17 protein-coding genes are annotated in these 17639 nt (G+C 61.1%); 6 read left to right on the top strand and 11 right to left on the bottom strand.

The features are described 5' to 3' along the window. The first annotated feature begins 376 nt into the window (after positions 1-376). Entirely contained in the window at positions 377-2041 is a 1665-nt protein-coding gene (locus ASC85_RS26850; RefSeq protein WP_057452045.1) for an electron transfer flavoprotein-ubiquinone oxidoreductase, read from the top strand. Between the two features lie 184 nt (positions 2042-2225). Here ASC85_RS26850 and ASC85_RS26845 read toward each other — a convergent pair whose 3' ends face one another. Next, entirely contained in the window at positions 2226-3116 is an 891-nt protein-coding gene (locus ASC85_RS26845; RefSeq protein ID WP_057452044.1) for an AraC family transcriptional regulator, read from the bottom strand. Between the two features lie 179 nt (positions 3117-3295). Here ASC85_RS26845 and ASC85_RS26840 point away from each other — a divergent pair, with 179 nt between their 5' ends. Then, the gene (locus tag ASC85_RS26840; RefSeq protein WP_057452043.1) at positions 3296-4348 is read left to right on the top strand and encodes an NAD(P)-dependent alcohol dehydrogenase; all 1053 of its coding nucleotides are present in this window, start codon (positions 3296-3298) and stop codon (positions 4346-4348) included. A 6-nt stretch (positions 4349-4354) separates the two neighbouring features. On the opposite strand, the gene ASC85_RS26835 is transcribed toward ASC85_RS26840, so the two are convergent. The 5 genes from ASC85_RS26835 to ASC85_RS26815 all read right to left on the bottom strand — a co-directional run bounded on the left by ASC85_RS26835 (position 4355) and on the right by ASC85_RS26815 (position 9524). Then, positions 4355-5158 carry an IclR family transcriptional regulator gene (locus tag ASC85_RS26835; RefSeq protein ID WP_013693986.1) on the bottom strand — a complete coding sequence of 268 codons (804 nt, stop codon included), beginning with the start codon at positions 5156-5158 and terminating at the stop codon, positions 4355-4357. A 59-nt stretch (positions 5159-5217) separates the two neighbouring features. Beyond that, a complete protein-coding gene (locus ASC85_RS26830) occupies positions 5218-6528 on the bottom strand; it encodes an MFS transporter (RefSeq protein ID WP_057452042.1) in 1311 nt (436 codons plus the stop codon). A gap of 177 nt (positions 6529-6705) precedes the next feature. Continuing rightward, on the bottom strand, positions 6706-7854 hold the full coding sequence (gene dgoD / locus ASC85_RS26825) for a galactonate dehydratase (RefSeq protein WP_003179439.1): 1149 nt from the start codon (positions 7852-7854) through the stop codon (positions 6706-6708). A gap of 49 nt (positions 7855-7903) precedes the next feature. Continuing rightward, on the bottom strand, positions 7904-8524 hold the full coding sequence (locus ASC85_RS26820) for a 2-dehydro-3-deoxy-6-phosphogalactonate aldolase (RefSeq protein ID WP_057452041.1): 621 nt from the start codon (positions 8522-8524) through the stop codon (positions 7904-7906). A 19-nt stretch (positions 8525-8543) separates the two neighbouring features. After that, a complete protein-coding gene (locus ASC85_RS26815; protein WP_057452040.1) occupies positions 8544-9524 on the bottom strand; it encodes a 2-dehydro-3-deoxygalactonokinase in 981 nt (326 codons plus the stop codon). Between the two features lie 188 nt (positions 9525-9712). On the opposite strand from ASC85_RS26815, the gene ASC85_RS26810 reads away from it, so the two are divergent. Beyond that, a complete protein-coding gene (locus tag ASC85_RS26810; protein WP_057452039.1) occupies positions 9713-10345 on the top strand; it encodes a glutathione S-transferase family protein in 633 nt (210 codons plus the stop codon). 5 nt (positions 10346-10350) lie between these two features. Here the strand turns inward: ASC85_RS26810 and ASC85_RS26805 are convergent, their stop codons facing one another. Next, positions 10351-10833: a GNAT family N-acetyltransferase gene (locus ASC85_RS26805; RefSeq protein ID WP_018613598.1), complete on the bottom strand. Its 483-nt coding sequence runs from the start codon at positions 10831-10833 to the stop codon at positions 10351-10353. 117 nt (positions 10834-10950) lie between these two features. Here ASC85_RS26805 and ASC85_RS26800 point away from each other — a divergent pair, with 117 nt between their 5' ends. The 3 genes from ASC85_RS26800 (at position 10951) to ASC85_RS26790 (ending at position 12449) form a co-directional block, all read left to right on the top strand. Further along, positions 10951-11607, top strand: a complete 657-nt coding sequence (locus ASC85_RS26800; protein WP_013693987.1) for an HD domain-containing protein — start codon at positions 10951-10953, stop codon at positions 11605-11607. An 84-nt stretch (positions 11608-11691) separates the two neighbouring features. Then, on the top strand, positions 11692-12036 hold the full coding sequence (locus ASC85_RS26795; RefSeq protein WP_057452038.1) for a hypothetical protein: 345 nt from the start codon (positions 11692-11694) through the stop codon (positions 12034-12036). Positions 12037-12068: 32 nt separating this feature from the next. Next, a complete protein-coding gene (locus tag ASC85_RS26790) occupies positions 12069-12449 on the top strand; it encodes a Rho termination factor N-terminal domain-containing protein (RefSeq protein ID WP_057452037.1) in 381 nt (126 codons plus the stop codon). A gap of 391 nt (positions 12450-12840) precedes the next feature. On the opposite strand, the gene araH is transcribed toward ASC85_RS26790, so the two are convergent. The 4 genes from araH to ASC85_RS26770 form a co-directional block, all read right to left on the bottom strand. Then, positions 12841-13809, bottom strand: a complete 969-nt coding sequence (gene araH / locus ASC85_RS26785) for an L-arabinose ABC transporter permease AraH (protein ID WP_003204223.1) — start codon at positions 13807-13809, stop codon at positions 12841-12843. A gap of 10 nt (positions 13810-13819) precedes the next feature. Then, positions 13820-15364, bottom strand: coding sequence for an L-arabinose ABC transporter ATP-binding protein AraG (araG, locus tag ASC85_RS26780; RefSeq protein WP_057452036.1), 1545 nt, complete (start codon positions 15362-15364; stop codon positions 13820-13822). 75 nt (positions 15365-15439) lie between these two features. Next, positions 15440-16444 (bottom strand): substrate-binding domain-containing protein, encoded by a 1005-nt coding sequence (locus tag ASC85_RS26775; protein ID WP_014339489.1) that lies wholly within the window; start codon positions 16442-16444, stop codon positions 15440-15442. Between the two features lie 175 nt (positions 16445-16619). After that, positions 16620-17438, bottom strand: a complete 819-nt coding sequence (locus tag ASC85_RS26770) for an SDR family oxidoreductase (RefSeq protein ID WP_057452035.1) — start codon at positions 17436-17438, stop codon at positions 16620-16622. Between the last annotated feature and the right edge of the window lie 201 nt (positions 17439-17639).

Here is a 17639-nt window from a genome sequence, read left to right as displayed (position 1 = left end):
CGTGTAAACTGCGCGTCGCAACCACGCAATGCGTCACTTTGTGCTGCCTTCGCCCTGTCTTTAGAGGTGCTCTTGAAACCAACAGTCAGCCTACGGCGAGCGCAAAACCGCCCGTATCTTGACCGGAACGCCTATTCCGGTCAATACGGCAAAATGGTCAGTCATAAGCCGTACGTCAGTGATTTATCTGGGCTGCGGCAATTTCAAACAAACGTTTGTATTGGACCCTGAGAGTGGTGTAGATATAATGCGCCGCTTAAGAGAGACCCGCGTTTCATCCATTGTCGCTTTCGTCGCTTTTCGCGAAGGAAACAACGGATGCAACGCCAAACCTCCAATTAGAAAAAACCGTGAGCCTTGAGTAGGAGAGAGCCCTGTGGAACGCGAATACATGGAATTCGACGTGGTCATCGTCGGCGCAGGCCCCGCTGGCCTGTCTGCCGCTTGCCGACTGAAACAGAAGGCCGCCGAAGCCGGTAAGGAAATCAGCGTCTGCGTGGTCGAAAAAGGCTCCGAGGTCGGTGCGCACATCCTCTCCGGTGCGGTGTTCGAGCCCCGCGCCCTGAACGAACTGTTCCCGGACTGGAAAGAACTCGGCGCCCCGTTGAACACGCCCGTCGTGCGCGATGACATTTATGTCCTGAGAAACGCCGAGGCCGCGAGCAAAATCCCTGACTTCTTTGTGCCCAAGACCATGCACAACGAAGGCAACTATATTATTTCCCTGGGCAACCTGTGCCGCTGGCTGGCCCAGCAGGCCGAGAACCTGGGCGTGGAAATCTACCCGGGTTTCGCCGCCCAGGAAGCGCTGTTCGACGAGAACGGCGTGGTGCGCGGGATCATCACCGGCGACCTGGGTGTCGACCGCGAAGGCAATCCGAAGGAAGGCCTCTACACCCCTGGCATGGAACTGCGTGGCAAGTACACGCTGTTCGCCGAAGGCTGCCGTGGTCACATCGGCAAGCAACTGATCAAGCGCTTCAACCTGGACAGCGAGGCTGACGCCCAGCACTACGGCATCGGCCTGAAGGAAATCTGGGAAATCGACCCGGCCAAGCATCAACCCGGCCTGGTGGTGCACACCGCCGGCTGGCCGCTGGACATCATGGGCACCGAGAACACCGGTGGCTCCTTCCTTTATCACCTGGAAAACAATCAGGTGGTGGTTGGTCTGATCGTCGACCTGTCCTACAGCAACACGTTCCTGTCGCCGTTCGACGAGTTCCAGCGCCTCAAGCATCACCCAGTGCTCAAGCAGTACCTGGAAGGTGGCAAGCGCGTCAGCTATGGCGCCCGTGCCATCTGCAAGGGCGGCCTGAACTCGCTGCCGAAAATGGTCTTCAAGGGCGGCGCGCTGATCGGTTGCGACCTCGGCACCCTGAACTTCGCCAAGATCAAGGGCAGCCACACCGCCATGAAGTCCGGCATGCTTGCCGCCGAGGCCGTGGCCGATCGCCTGTTCGCCGAGTCCGAAGGCGGTGATGAACTGACCGCCTACGTCGACAGCTTCAAGAACAGCTGGCTGTATGAAGAACTGTTCGCCAGCCGCAACTTCGGCCCGGCGATCCACAAATACGGCGCGATCATCGGTGGCGGCTTCAACTGGTTCGACCAGAACATCCTTGGCGGCAAAATGCCGTTCACCCTGCACGACACCAAGCCCGACTACGCCTGCCTCAAGCTGGCAGCCGATTGCAAGAAAATCGACTACCCGAAACCGGACGGCAAGATCAGCTTCGACAAACTCAGCTCGGTGTTCATCTCCGGGACCAACCACGAAGAAGAACAGCCCTGCCACCTGAAGCTGACCGACCCGAGCATCCCGATCGGCAAGAACCTGCCGCTGTACGACGAACCGGCCCAGCGCTACTGCCCGGCCGGCGTGTACGAAGTGGTGACCAAGGAAGACGGCGAGAAGCGCTTCCAGATCAACGCCCAGAACTGCGTGCACTGCAAGACCTGTGACATCAAGGACCCTGCGCAGAACATCACTTGGGTGTCGCCGGAAGGCGCTGGCGGACCGACTTACCCGAATATGTAAGCCGTTGCGCTGAACATCAAGGCTCCCGTAATGGGGGCCTTTTTGTTGCCTCCGACTCAAGCAACACAACAGTCCAAATGTGGGAGCGAGCTTGCTCGCGATAGCGATTTACCCTTCAACACAGATGTCGACTGACACACCGCTATCGCGAGCAAGCTCGCTCCCACAAGGGATTCTCAAAGACTCAGGCGGCGCGCTCTTCCCCAGGGTTGCGCTCGAAGTAGCGCTTGTACTCCCGACTGAACTGCGATGAGCTCTGATACCCCACCTGGTGCGCGACCTGGGCCACGCCCATGCCCTCGGTGAGCAGCAGCCGCTGGGCCTTGAGCAGGCGCAAGCGCTTGAGGTACTGCACTGGCGACAGCAAGGTGCTGCGCTTGAAATGCTCATGGAAGGTCGAGGCGCTCATGTTCGCGCAACTGGCCAAGGTCTCGACGTTCAGCGGCTCGGTGAAGTGCGCATGCAAATGGCCCAGGGCCGCGGCAATCCGGGCAAATTGGCCTTGCTGCTCCACCAGCGCCCGCAGCACATCGGCCTGGGGCCCGCGCAACGCGACGAACAGCAACTCCCGCAGCCGCGCCTGGCCCATGACCTGGCATTCCAGTGGGTCGTGCAAGCAGCGCAACAAGCGTTCGACACATCCACGCATGGCGTCATCGAGCACGGCGCAGGTCATTGATTCCGGCGTCTGCGGTGCCAGGTTCCGCCCCGGCACCAGCCCCATGGCCAGCACCAACTCCCCCAGCATCGCCCGATCGATCGCAACGGAAACCCCAAGCAGCGGAGCATTGGGCATGGCGTAGGTTTCGCACTCGAACGGCACCGGCAAGGCCTGGATCAGATAGTGCCCGGCGCCATATTCCAGTGTGCGCGGTCCCAGGTACGCCAGTTTGCTGCCCTGGGCGATGATCACCAGGCTCGGCTCGTAGAGCTGCGGGCCACGGGCGACGTCCTGGCTGGCCCGAAGCGCATGTACGCCGGGCAGTGGCGTCGGGACGAAACCGTCGCGGGTCGCCAAGGGTTCTATCAATGAAACCAGCGTAGCGTTGGCATCGAGATGGCGGGTCAACAACATGAGCGAAAACTTCACGAAAAAAGGGATGAAACCATCATCGCAGGTCTGGCGTCACATAGGATCAGATCCTGGCCAAGACCGGAGGATTAGGCATGACAGGCGGAGGAATCGCCATCGCCACCTGTCGCCGGGACTCCCAGAATGAAACCCTCAACGTTCATTGCTTAGCGAGGTCCATCATGTACACAGCCATCGGATATGCCGCCCAGTCGGCCACCACTCCCCTCGCCCCCATGAAATTCGAGCGTCGCAGCCCGCGAGCCGACGATGTGGCGATCGACATTCTCTACTGCGGCGTCTGCCATTCCGACATCCACCAGGCCCGCAACGAATGGGGCATCGCCGTTTACCCGCTGATGCCCGGCCATGAAATCATCGGCAAAGTCACCGCCGTCGGCACGGACGTAACCCGCTATAAGGTCGGCGACCTGGTGGGTGTTGGCTGCATGGTCGACTCCTGCCGCGAGTGCGAAGCCTGCCGCGCTGACTTGGAGCAATACTGTTTCGAAGGCATGACTCAGACCTACGCCAGCCCGGACCGTGTGAGCGGCGGCCACACCATGGGCGGTTACTCCAACAGCATCGTGGTCAAGGAGCACTTTGTGCTGCGCATCCCGGCAGCACTCGACCCGGCCAGCGCCGCACCACTTCTCTGCGCAGGCATCACCACCTACTCGCCCCTCAAGCACTATGGCGTGAAGGCTGGCGACAAGGTTGGCGTACTGGGCATGGGCGGCCTGGGCCACATGGGCATCAAGTTCGCCAAGGCCTTGGGCGCAGAAGTCACGTTGTTCACCCGCTCGGCGAGCAAGGCCGAAGAAGCCCGTCGCCAGGGCGCGGACCATGTGATCGTGTCCACCGACGCCGAACAGATGGCCGCGGCAGCCGGACGATTCCACTTCCTGCTGGACACCATTCCGGTACAGCACGACCTCAATCCCTACCTCGACACGCTGCGTTTCGACGGCGTGCACATCATCGTAGGCCTGGTCGAACCCGTTGAACCGCCGGTACACGCGGCAAAACTGATCATGGGCCGTCGGGTCCTGGCCGGTTCGTTGATCGGCGGTATCGCCGAAACCCAGGAAGTGCTGGATTTCTGCGCCGAACACAACATCAGCTGCGACATTGAAATGCTCGACATCCGTCAGATCAACGAGGCCTATAGCCGCATGATCGCCGGGGATGTGAAATACCGCTTTGTCATCGACATGGCCACGCTCAAGGCCTGACGTTCGTCAAACCTTGGCGCCCAGTTCCGCCGACAACCGGGCTGTGACCCCTTTGACCAGGGGAATCAGCTCGGCCATTTTTTCCAGCGGCATGTACGGCACGGTGCTGGCGATGCTGATGCCGGCAACAATGCGCTTGCCGGCGTCACGGATCGGCGCCGCCACACAGCGAATCGACGGTTCGTTGTCTTCCAGGTCGAAGGCATAGCCCCCCGCCACATACTCCACCATCCGTTGCTGGAACTGTTCCCAGGATTGTTCCTGATGCTGAGGCCAGAACTGATTCTTCCCACCGGCTGGCAGGCTGATTTCATACAGCCGCTTCCATTGTTCCTGCGAGTCATCGAGCATCAGCGCCTTGCCGATCCCGGTGCGCGCCAACGGCATGCGATGGCCTACGCGCGAGCGCATTTCCGGGCCGTTGCGCCCCGGGTTCTTCAGCAGGTACAAGACTTCGTCACCTTCACGAATCGCCAAGTGCACGGTGTCCCCGGTGAGCGCCGACAGCTCGTCCAGGTACGGCCCCGCCAGGCTCACCAGTGGCAACTCTTCCCGGGCCTGAAAGCCCAGCTCGATCAATTTCGGCCCCAGCAGGTAGCCCACTTGCGGCACCACGCGCAGGTAACGTTCGTCCACCAGGCAACTGGCCAGGCGATGGGTGGTGCTGCGGGTGGTGCCGATCAGCCGGGCGATTTCCTTCAAGTCACGGGCGCCGCTGGCGACCGCCTGGACCACCCCCAGGCCACGCAACAATGTCTGCGTGCCCGTAGGTGCGGCGTCCTTGGTGATTTTTGGATCGTCTTGCTGCATAGCCGGCCTTCAACAGTGAGCGGGGAACGGGCGGCATTATGGTCGCCCGCCCCGTCGGACTACAACTCGATGCGCTCGACCTTCCCGACCAGCAGGATGTAGGACAGCGCGCCAGCCAGTGCCAGAACAGCGATATAGGTGATGGCCGGGGCAAACGAATCGCCGCTGGCGAGAAAGCCAATGACGATCGGCGTGGCGATGGCCGCCAGGTTGCCGATGAAGTTGAACACCCCACCGGTCAACCCGAGCAGTCGCGCCGGCGCCAGTGTGGAGACCAGCGACCAGGTGATCGACGCCAGGCCATTGCCGAAGAACGCCAAGGCCAGGAAGGCAATCACCAACGGAGTCGACTCGACGAAGTTGGCGCCGATGATCGAGGTCGAAATCAGCAATCCACCGATGATCGGCAGCTTGCGCGCGAAACCTACGGTGGCGCCACGACGAATCAACCAGTCGGAGAAGAACCCGGAACACAGCACGCCGACGAACGCTGCGAGGAACGGCAACGACGCCAGCAGACCGGACTTGATGAAGTCCATGCCGCGATATTTCACCAGGTAGGTCGGGAACCACGTCAGGAAAAACCACAGCGTGGAGTTGAGGCAGAACTGCCCCAGGTAAATACCCCACAATTTGCGTTGGGTCAGGACAATCCCCAGGTCGGTCCAGCTGAATTTCGCCTTGGCCTTGGCGGTATCGGCCTGGATATCCACCAACCCGCCGCCTTCGCGGATCAGTTCGATTTCGGCGGCATTGGCGCCTTTGAAATCCCGTGGCTCGCGATACACCGCGTACCAGATTGCCGCCCAGATGATGCCCACCGCGCCTGTGGCGACAAACACCATGTGCCAACCGAACGCGTGTTGCAACCAGGCCAATACCGGGGTCAGGAAGGCCAGCCCGACAAACTGCCCGGAGGTGTAGAAACCGATGGCCGTGGCCCGCTCGCGCTCAGGAAACCAGGTGGTGACCACGCGGCTGTTGATCGGATAAGCCGGCGCTTCCAGGGCACCGACCGCCATGCGCAGTACGAACAGCGCGATGAAACTGGCGGCAAAACCCAGCATTACCGTGGCCACCGACCACAACAGCAGGGCCACGCTATACAGAATCCGCGGCGGCACCCGGTCCACCAACCAACCACCAGGGATCTGCATGGCGGCGTAGGTCCAGCCGAATGCCGAGAAAATCAGCCCGACGTGGATTGGATCGATGCCCAGGTCGCTGGTCAGTGCGGGAGCGGCGATCGAGAGGTTGCTGCGGTCCAGGTAATTGATCACCACGGTGATGAACAGCAGGACCATGATGAAAAAACGCTTGCGGCTGGGCGTCACCAACGACGCCTGCGCGCTCAGGGTGTGCGCTTGCATGTGAGGTGCCTCTTTTTATGTTTATTGAGGAGTCGAGCACGCCCGATCGTTCCCACGCTCTGCGTGGAAACGCCTCTACGGACGCTCTGCGTTCGGCTCTTGAGGGACGCGGAGCGTCCCTGGCTGCATTCCCACGCAGAGCGTGGGAACGATCAAACCGAGAGAGTCAGGCGTGACTCACCACTCGGCAAAACTGCCATCGGCATGGCGCCAGATCGGGTTGCGCCAGCGGTGGCCGATGGCCGCGCGTTCGATGACGTATTCCTCGTTGATCTCAATGCCCAGGCCCGGGCCATTGGGGATTTTCACGAAGCCCTTGTCGTAGTCGAACACCTGCGGATCCTTGATGTAATCCAGCAGGTCGTTGCTCTCGTTGTAGTGGATACCCAGGCTCTGTTCCTGGATGAAGGCGTTGTAGCAAACCGCATCCAGTTGCAGGCATGCCGCCAGGGCGATGGGGCCCAGTGGGCAGTGCAGCGCCAGCGCCACGTCGTAGGCCTCGGCCATGTTGGCGATCTTGCGGGTCTCGGTGATGCCGCCGGCGTGGGACGCATCCGGCTGGATGATGTCCACGTAGCCTTCGCTGAGTACACGTTTGAAGTCCCAGCGCGAGAACAAGCGCTCGCCCAGGGCGATCGGGGTGCTGGTCAGCGGCGCCAACTCCTTGAGGGCTTCGTAGTTTTCGCTGAGCACCGGCTCTTCGATGAACATCAGCTTGTAGGGGTCGAGTTCCTTCATCAGTACCTTGGCCATCGGCTTGTGCACGCGGCCGTGGAAGTCCACGCCAATGCCGACGTTCGGCCCCACCGCATCGCGCACCGCCGCGACGTTGGCCAGGGCCAGGTCGACTTTTTCAAAGGTGTCGAGAAACTGCAGCTCTTCGGTGCCGTTCATCTTCACAGCGGTGAAGCCCCGCGCCACCGCTTCTTTCGCCGCGCGAGCGGTGTCCGCCGGCCGGTCGCCGCCGATCCACGAATACACACGGATCTTGTCGCGCACCTGGCCGCCCAGCAGGTCGCTGACCGACACGCCCAGGGCCTTGCCCTTGATGTCCCACAACGCTTGGTCGATGCCGGCCAGGGCGCTCATGTGAATGGCCCCGCCGCGGTAGAAGCCGCCGCGATAGAGCACGGTCCAGATGTCTTCGATGTTGCGTGGGTCTTTGCCGATCAGGTAGTCGGACAATTCCTCGACAGCCGCCGCCACCGTGTGGGCACGACCTTCGACCACGGGCTCGCCCCAACCGGTCACGCCCTCGTCGGTTTCGACCTTGAGGAAGCACCAGCGCGGCGGAACGATAAACGTGGTCAGCTTGGTGATTTTCATCTTGTTGTCTCTCTTGTCAGATGCAGCGCACGGGGCGCTGGAAAAGTCTTCAGTTCAAGGCGTTCCATGCGGCCACGTAGGCCTTGGCGCGCACCGCCACTTCATCCGCTGTCAGGCCCGGCTTGAACAGCCCGGAACCGAGGCCGAAACCCTTGACGCCGGCTTCGAGGAACACCGCCATGTTGTCCGGCGTAATCCCGCCCACCGGCACCAGCACGGTCCCGGCCGGCAGTACCGCAAGCCAGGCCTTGACCACCGCCGGGCCCATTTGCTCGGCGGGGAACATCTTCAGTACATGGGCGCCTTCGGCCAGCGCGGCAAAAGCTTCGGTGGGCGTGGCGACGCCTGGCGACAGGTACAAGCCCGCCGCTTTCGCCGCACGCAGCACCTTCGGATCGCTGTGGGGCATGACGATCACTTGGCCGCCAGCGGCTTTCACCTGCTCGACCTGTTCCGGCGTGAGCACGGTACCGGCACCGATCAGGCAATCGGCGGGCAAGGTACTGCGCAGGATGCGGATGCTTTCGTACGGTTCGGGGGAATTGAGCGGTACTTCGATGACGCGAAATCCGGCGCTGTACAGGACTTCGCCGATGGCCGCCGCCTCTTCGGGACGCAGACCACGCAGGATCGCGATCAGCCCGTTGTGCGCCAGTGCTTGTGTGAGCATGTCAGACCTCCAGTCAGGTTCAGGGGGCGGTGGAATCGAGCAACCCGGCCGCCACGGCCAGTTGCCACAAACCGCGTTCGGTGGCCTGTTCGGCCAAGACCACCCGGGCGAAGCCGCAGGCGTCGAGGGCCCGTTGATAACGGACACAGAGTTGGGAGTTGCCGATCAGCACCACCGTCGGCAGGTGGAGGCTGTCGCGTCGCCGACGCTGCACCTCGGCCAGCGCCGTCAGCTCATGGCCGATCAGCAGGCCCGAGAGGTAATCGGCCTGGGCGCTGGCCTCCAGTTCGCCGGTCAAGCCCAGGCTGCGGGCACTGAACACCGTGGACAACGGACCGACCTGGCCATCCACCGACAACGCCACCTGTACGCCACGATCAAAGGCCTCACCATCGAAGGTCGTACTCCGTTGCTGGGTGCGGCCGAGAATGCTGTGGTCACTGAGCACGGCGAAGATCTCGCCGGTCATGAAGGTGTCGAAATGCACGATGCAGCCATCGGCCACTTCCACCCATTTCGAATGGCTGCCGGGCAAGCCGATCAGCACCGCTTCGTCCGGCAGGCTGTGCAAGGCGCCGAGCACCTGGGTTTCTTCGCCGCGCATGACATTGGGCAAGCGTGAACGCTGAATCACGCCGGGCACGATGTGCACATCGACACCGCGAAGGCTGCGAACGGTTTGTAGGGAATGTCCGAGATTGGCGACGTTGGCGGGTGTGTCGCAGTAAGGCGCTTCGCGCCAGCCTTGAGCACTGCCGACCATGCCGCAGGCGATGACAGGCAAGCCTGGCTGAGCATCGAGCCAGTCGCCGCAGGCCTCGTCGAAGGCCAGTTCGAAACCGTCGATGCACACCCGGCCGGCCACGGTTCGCGGCCCGGAAGGCAACTGCATGATCCCCGATGACAGCGAGCGCTGCTCGAGCACCTCGCCACCGGCTGCGAGTTTGTAAGCCCGTAAAGAGGTGGTCCCCCAATCGAGCGCGATCAATTGCGCCTGCATCCGCTTCACCTGTTCTGTTTTTTGGCAGTGAGTGGAACGGACTATAAACCTGGGCGCGACAAAATCTCAATATATAAATATCACTCCCATATATTGGGATATCGAAAACCAACCACAAAGCCAATCGCCATCCGCCCAAGACCCTGCTACGTTTCTGAGCGGACGCCAAACAACTCAGGGAAAAAGTGATGGGACAACAGTTGAAAATCCTCGGCCGCACTTCCTCGATCAATGTCAGAAAAGTGTTGTGGACCTGCCAGGAATTGGAAATCGCCTACGAGCGCGAAGACTGGGGCATTGGCTTTTTTTCGACTCAGGATCCGGATTTCCTGGCCCTGAATCCCAATGCCCAGGTGCCGGTGATCATTGATGAGAACGGCGTGCTCTGGGAGTCGAACACCATTTGCCGCTACCTGGTGGGCAAGCATGGGCGCAGCGATCTGCTGCCTGTCGAGCCAGCCGCACGGGCGCGCATTGAGCAGTGGATGGATTGGCAAGCCACGGAACTCAACCCGTCATGGGGCTACGCATTCCACGCCCTGGTCCGCAAGAATCCGGACTTCCAGGACCCGCAGCGCATCGCCGCCGGCATCAAAGGCTGGAACGAGAAGATGGGTTTGCTGGAACAGCAGTTGAACCGCACCGGCGCCTACGTGGCCGGTACGGCGTTTTCCCTTGCGGATGTGCTCATCGGCTTGTCGGTGCACCGCTGGCGCCAGGCGCCCATGGAACGCCCGGACTATCCTGCGGTGGCCGCCTACTGCAAACGCCTTGAGCAGCGCCCGGGGTTTGCCGAGTACGCGTGCGCCGCGCACTCATGAAGGGCTCAATTGCCGTTAGCGAAATCCCGTAGCACCTTGCCGTCCATTCGGTAGCGCACCCACTCTTCCTGTGGTTGCGCGCCGAGGGATTTGTAGAACTCGATGGCCGGCGTGTTCCAGTCCAGCACGCTCCATTCGAAGCGCCCGCAATCGTTGTCACAGGCAATTTTCGCCAAATGGCGCAGCAACGTCTTGCCCGCACCGCCACCGCGCTGGTCAGGCGTGATGTACAGGTCTTCGAGGTACAGGCAGTTGCTGCCCAGCCAGGTGGAATAACTGAAGAAAAACACCGCGAAGCCAATCGGCACGCCATCACGCAGGCAGATCAACCCGTGGGCGGTTGCGCCCTCGCTGAACAGGCTGCGTTCGATGTCCGCCACACTGGCGATAACTTCGTGGCGGGCCTTTTCGTAATCGGCCAACTCGGTGATGAAGGCAAGGATTTGAGGCGCATCGCTGGGTTGCGCAGGACGGATCTCGATGGACATGAACAGGCCTTGTAGCCAATTGAAAGCGCCATACTAAGCCGCCACGGGGCGCTCGTCACATATGAAAATGAACATCATCCACGAACCCTCGAAGTACTGGCATACAAAGGATCTGTCATGACCGCTGCCGCCTTTGCACCTTTTCAAACCGTCGCCGCCCAGTTGCTGCCTCATGCATTGGAGCCATCGGAGGATGGCGCTCACGATCTGTCACACCTGCAACGGGTCTGGCACAACGTACGCTTGCTCCACCGTCATGAAGGCGGTGACCTGCTTATCCTGCTGGCGGCAACGTTGCTGCATGACTGCGTGGCGGTGGAAAAAAACTCACCGTTGCGCGCCCAGGCCTCTCGCCTGGCAGCGGATAAGGCATCGACACTGTTGTCGACCCTGAACTGGCCAGACGAAAAAATCAGCGCGGTTGCCCATGCCATCGAGGCTCACAGTTTTTCGGCCAATATCGCAGCGATCACACTTGAAGCCAAAATTCTCCAGGACGCTGACCGCCTCGACTCATTGGGCCTGCTCGGGGTGGCCCGCACATTCTATGTGGCCGGTCGCATGGGCAGCGCCCTCTATGACCCTCAGGATCCGCAGGCCAAGTCCCGGGATTACGATGATCGACGTTTCTGCCTCGATCATTTCCAGACCAAATTGTTGCACCTGGCCGACGGGTTCCAGACTGCCACCGGGCAACACATGGCGCTGATCCGTCACGAAAAACTAAAAAGCTTCATGGAGCAATTCATGGAAGAAGCCGGACTCGACGGCTAGACCATTCGTCGCGCCCCAGGCACCAACCCAAATCCAGCGAGGCCCAAGATCAGGTAAGCATTCTGAAAAATGGAGGCGACACCCATGATCACTTCAAGGCTGACCTCATTCACCTTCGCCGCGCTGCTGTCCTCGGTGGCCTTTGCAGCTTCCACCTCCGGCACCGGGCCGACCGATCCGGTGCAAGCACCCAACTCCCCCGCCACGAAAGGCCTGCCCACGTTGAACACCGACGGCAATGGCGGCGGCCTGAACAATGGCCAGCCACCCGCCACCGGCACCGATCCGCGTGTGCAGGGTAATGACACGGGGCGCCAGGGCGGCATGAATACACCGGACTCGACAGCACCTGATAACGCCGAGACCGGGGTGGGCTCGAAAACCACGACTGGTGGTTCGGGTTCCGAAGGTGGTGCCGCCAGCCAGTAGCCTCAGCTCAGACATTTGAGGAGGAACATCCCATGCCTCGTGGAAGCAAAGACAAGTACACCGCCGAGCAAAAACGCAAGGCCGCACATATTGAAAAAAGCTACGAGAAAAAAGGTGTGTCCGAGAACGAAGCCGAGGCACGCGCCTGGGCGACCGTGAACAAACAGTCCGGTGGTGGCGAACGCTCCGGTGGTTCAGGCAAGGAAAAACCGGCGACGGCCAAGAAAACCGACCGCAAGGAATCGGCCCGCCGCGCGGCCAAGACCCGCGAAGGTCACCCGCGTACCAGCAGAGCCTCCCATGGGACCCAGACTGTGGACAGCCTGATGAAGGAGGCCCGGGCGAAAAACATTCCCGGGCGCTCGAAGATGCGTAAGCAGGAATTGGTTGAGGCGTTGCGCAAGGCAGGGTGATTGTCGGCGTCAGGAAGGACGCCTTCGCGAGCAGGCTCGCTCCCACATTGGATCTGCGCTATGCCGGGGTTCTGAGCCCTGGCACAAAAACCTGTGGGAGCGAGCCTGCTCGCGATAGCGGTGGGTCAGCTAAGAAAATGTTGGATGCTCCCACATTGGATCTACGCTGTGCCGGGGTTCTGCGCCCTGGCGCAAAAACCTGTGGGAGCGAGCCTGCTCGCGATAGCGGTGGGTCAGCTAGGGAAGTGTTGGATGTGCCGACGCCTTCGCGATCAAGCTCGCTCCCACATTGGATCTGCGCTGTGCCGGGGTTCTGCGCCCTGGCACAAAATCCTGTGGGAGCGAGCTTGCTCGCGATGGCGGTAGATCAGTCGCCAGTGTTCGCCGTTGTTCAGCGTTGTTTCAAGCGGTCGATCACCACCGCCAGCAGCAGGATCGAGCCGCGGATGACGTATTGGTAGAAGGTGTCGATGTTCTTCAGGTTCATCGCGTTTTCGATGATCGCCAAAATCAGCACGCCTGCTATGACGTGGCGAATCATGCCGATACCACCGCTCAACGACACCCCACCCAGCACGCAAGCCGAGATCACGGTCAGCTCGAAGCCCTGGCCGATCATCGGTTGGCCCGAGGTCATGCGCGATGCCAGGATCACCCCGGCCAGGGCACCGATCACGCCATGCACGGCGAAGATGATGATCTTGGTGCGATCAACGTTCACCCCCGCCAACAACGCCGCTTCCTGGTTGCCACCGATGGCCATGGTATTGCGCCCGTAGGTGGTGTAATTGAGCAGCCAGCCGAAAAACAGGAAGCAGGCAATGGTGATCAGGATCGGCACCGGCACGCCGAACAATTGGCCGTTACCGAACACGAAGAACGATTCCTGCGATACCCCCACCGCTTTGCCGTTGGCAAAGATGTAGGCCAGGCCGCGGACGATCTGCATCGTCGCCAGTGTGGTGATCAAGGCGTTGACCCGCAGCTTGGCGATGACGATGCCGTTGATCAGGCCGACGATCAGCCCCATCACCAGCGCCGCGCTGACGCCGAGGAACACGCTGTTGGTGTCGCGCATCACCACCGCCGCGACTACGCCGGCACAGGCAATCACCGAACCGACCGACAAGTCGAAGTGCCCGGACGCCAGGCAATACAACATGGTGCAGGCCGCGATGCCGGTGGTGGAAATCGCCAGGCCCAGCCCGCGCATGTTCAGCGGCGACAGGAAGTTGTCGATCATCAGGGTGCAGAGCACGAAGATGCCGATGGCCGCCAGCAGCATGACCCAGTCATCCAGGAAACGGCGCAGGTCCAGGGGTTTGCGTGCCGTTGGCAGTGCATTGTTTTGAATGGTCATGATTTACCTCTCAGTTCGCCGCGTCGGCAACGCGTTGGCGCGGCAGCGCCAGTTGCAGCAGGTTGGATTCGTTGGCCTGGTCACGCGGCAGCTCGCCGCGCATGGCCCCTTCGCAGAGCACCAGGATTCGGTCGGAAATGCCCATCACTTCCATCAGGTCGCTGGACACCACGATCACCGCGATACCGTCGGCCGCCAGGTTGTGGATAATCTGGTAGATCTCCGCCTTGGCACCGATGTCGATGCCGCGAGTAGGCTCGTCCAGCAGCAGGACTTTCATCGGCATCGACAGCCAGCGACCAAGAATCGCCTTCTGCTGGTTGCCGCCGGACAGGTACATGATTTTCTGGCTGGCCGCCGGGGTCTTCACTTTCAGCGACTTGATCTGCTTGTCGGCATTACCCCGCTCCCAGTCGCCACGCAACAGGCAGCCGAGCGTGGAATGAGACGGGCGCGCACTGATGTTGATGTTCTCGCCCACGCTGCCCAACGGGATGATGCCTTCCTTCTTGCGATCCTCCGGGCAGAGCAGAACGCCCGCGGCGATGGCATCCCTTGGTGAACGCAGTTTCAGCTCTTTACCGTGCAGGACCAGGCTGCCCTCGCGCTGGCGCTCCAGGCCACTGAGCAAGCGAAAAAGCTCGGTACGACCGGCGCCGACCAGCCCGAACAAGCCGAGGATCTCGCCCTTGTGCACCTGGAAACTCACCGGTTCGCGCAAGCCCGGCCCCAGCAGGCCCTTCACTTGCAACGCCACATCGCCACGCTCCCGAGGACGGTAGTCATAGATGTCCTGGATATCGCGACCGACCATGCACGTGACGAGTTGATCATGGGTCAGCTCGCTCATGTTCTCGAAGGTCCGCACATAACGACCGTCCTTGAACACCGTCACCGCGTTACAGATGCGGAACACTTCTTCCATGCGGTGACTGACGTAGAGCACCACTTTGCCCTCGTCTCGCAAGCGGGTGATGATCGCCATCAAACGGTCGATTTCCCGGGCCGACAGGCTACTGGTGGGTTCGTCGAAAGCAATGACGTGGGCGCCACGGGACAAGGCCTTGGCGATTTCCACCAGTTGGCGCTGACCGAGGGACAGGCGACCGACTTTTTCCTGCGGGTCGATTTCGTCGGCCAGGCCCTTGAGCAGCGTCAGCGCCTGCTGGCGCAGCACGCCACGATTGACCAGGCCGAAACGCGCCGGCAAATGGCCGAGAAACAGGTTTTCAGCGACGGTCATTTCCGGCACCAGGTGCAGTTCCTGGTGAATCACCGCCACACCGCTGGCGATGCTGTCAGCGGTGCCTTTGAACGCCATCGTCTGTTCGCCGATCTGCAAGTCGCCGCTGCTCGGGATGTAGGCACCGCCCAGGATCTTGAGCAGCGTGGACTTGCCGGCGCCGTTTTCACCCATCAAGGCATGGACCTGCCCCGGATGGGCAACGAAACTGATATTGGCCAGCGCCTGCACGCCGGGAAAGGACTTGCCGATCCCGTTGAATCGCAAGCTGCCGCCGATGTTGTGTTGCCGTGTCGCTGTTTGCGCTTGCATAACCACCTCGAACTTACAGAGATCAAGCGACCCCGCCACTCATGTGACCAGGGCCGCTTTTGAATCAACCGGCCGTCAGTTCCACAGGCCGATCTTTTCCAGCTCTTGCTTGAAGTTCTCCCGGGTGATCAGCGTCACCTCGTCCATGGCGGTGTACTTCGGCGGCTCCTTGCCGGTGGTGATCCACTCGTACATCATTTCGGCAGTCTTGTAGCCTTCGATGTGCGGGCTTGGCAGCATCGAACCGAAGAAGCCGCTGTTAGGCTTTTTCAGCTCACCGATGGCGTCGGTGCCGTTGATGCCAATGCCGATCACATTGGCCGCCTTGAACCCGGCGGCTTCGGTGGCACGCACGCCGCCCAGCACGGTGTTGTCATTCATGCCGCCGATGATCAGGTTTTTCGCGGCGCTTGGCAGCTTCACCAGGGCCGAGTTGGTGGAGTCCATGCTGCCGGGTACGTCGAGGGTCTTGAGCGCCGAATAAAGGATGTGGTCTTCCGGCATCCCGGCCTTCTTCAGGGCATCGACCGAACCGTCGGTGCGCTTCTTGCCGGTGTCCAGCTCGTTGAAGGTGTTGATCACCGCGTAGGTGTCTTTCCACTCCCAGTTGCGCTTTTTCGCTTCAGCAGCCATGGCGGCGCCCTGCTTCTGGCCCACCTCGAACGCGGCCATGCCCAGGTACGGCACGTCTTCCATGAACTTGCCACTGGCGTCGACGAACCGGTCATCCACGGCAATCACCTTGAGATCGTTGAGCTTGGCCTTGGCCATGATGGCCGGGCCGAGAGACACGTCCGGCGGGCAGATCACGAAGCCCTTGGCACCGTTGGCGGCCAGGCTGTCGATGGCCGAGAGGGTTTTCTCGCCGTCGGGCACGGCGATCTTGATCAATTCGAAGCCTTTGTCCTTGGCCGCCTTCTCGGCAAACGCCCATTCGGTCTGGAACCAAGGCTCCTCGGCCTGCTTGACCAGGAAACCAATTTTTACCGCATCGGCCGCCAGCAAATGGCTGCTGAGGCTGACCGCGGTAACCGCCAGGGCGGCACGACACAGGGAACGGATCCCACGACGATGTTTCATAGTTGACTCCTTGTTTTTTTTATTGAAAGCCAAACGTCCAGGGATCTGCTCCACCGTCGGTGGAAATGCGCAGGCTGGGCGGTTACATCAAGTTGCTACACAGCATAGGCCTGAATAGTCATATCGTATGATGATTGGATTACAGGCGAAGTTTCCCACTGCAATCCAGGAATATTCAGTCGTGGTACATGACCGAACGTCCCCCATCAATGGTGATGCATGAGGCATTGATAAACGGTGCTTCGTCACTGGCCAGGAACACGGCCGTCATTGCCACTTCGATCGGTTGCCCGACGCGCCGTGGCGGGTGCAGATCCAGCGCACGCTGGCGTTCGGCATGGGGATCGGCAAAGCCGTTCCAGTAGTCGACGTTCAGTTGGGTTTCGATATAACCCGGGGCGATGGCGTTGACGCGTACCCCTTTGGGCGCGTATTCGATGCCCAGGGCGCGAGTCAGGCCAAGCAGGCCATGCTTGGCCACCGGGTAAGGGAAACAGCCGGGAATGATGTGGGACGAATGGACGGAGGCAATATTGATGATGCTGCCCACGCCCTGCTCGATCATCTGTGGCAACACTGCCTTGCAACCGTACCAGGCGCCATCCAGGTCGATGGCGAAGCAGCGACGCCAGTCCTCTTCGGTCATTTCCAGCGGGTCACGGAAGACATTGACGCCAGCGCAGTTGACCAACACATCGATGCGACCGTGCAGTTCAATCGCGCAACGGGCCATGGCCTGCAAGTCCTGCGGCTTCGACACATCAGCCTGCAGCGCTTGCACATCGGCCCCGCGTTCACGCCAGTGGGCGGCCACCGCCTCGACCTTTTGCGCCTGGATATCACTGATCACCAACCGGGCCTGTTGCGACGCGAACGCCGCGACGATGGCCTCGCCAATGCCTTGGGCGGCACCGGTCAACAGCACCACCTTGTCTTTCAGGCGCTCGCCCTTCGGTGGCTCCGGCACAGGGGGCAAGACCAAGGGCTCAGCCATGGTTCAAGCCTCCTGTGGGCGGGCACGACAAAAACCGGGCATCCACGGATGACCGGCGCAGAGGCGCTTGAAAGAACAGTGGCCGGCGTACGCCGCCGGGGCGTACGGGGAAAGATCGTTGCATCACTTCACCTGTTTTGTTTTTTTAGTGTGAGTGCGTATTGCCGATGGAGCCGACTATAAACCCGGCTACCAAATAAT

The organism is Pseudomonas sp. Root401 (assembly GCF_001425105.1).
Lineage (GTDB): Bacteria > Pseudomonadota > Gammaproteobacteria > Pseudomonadales > Pseudomonadaceae > Aquipseudomonas > Aquipseudomonas brassicacearum.
This window is presented reverse-complemented; position numbering and strand designations above follow the sequence as displayed.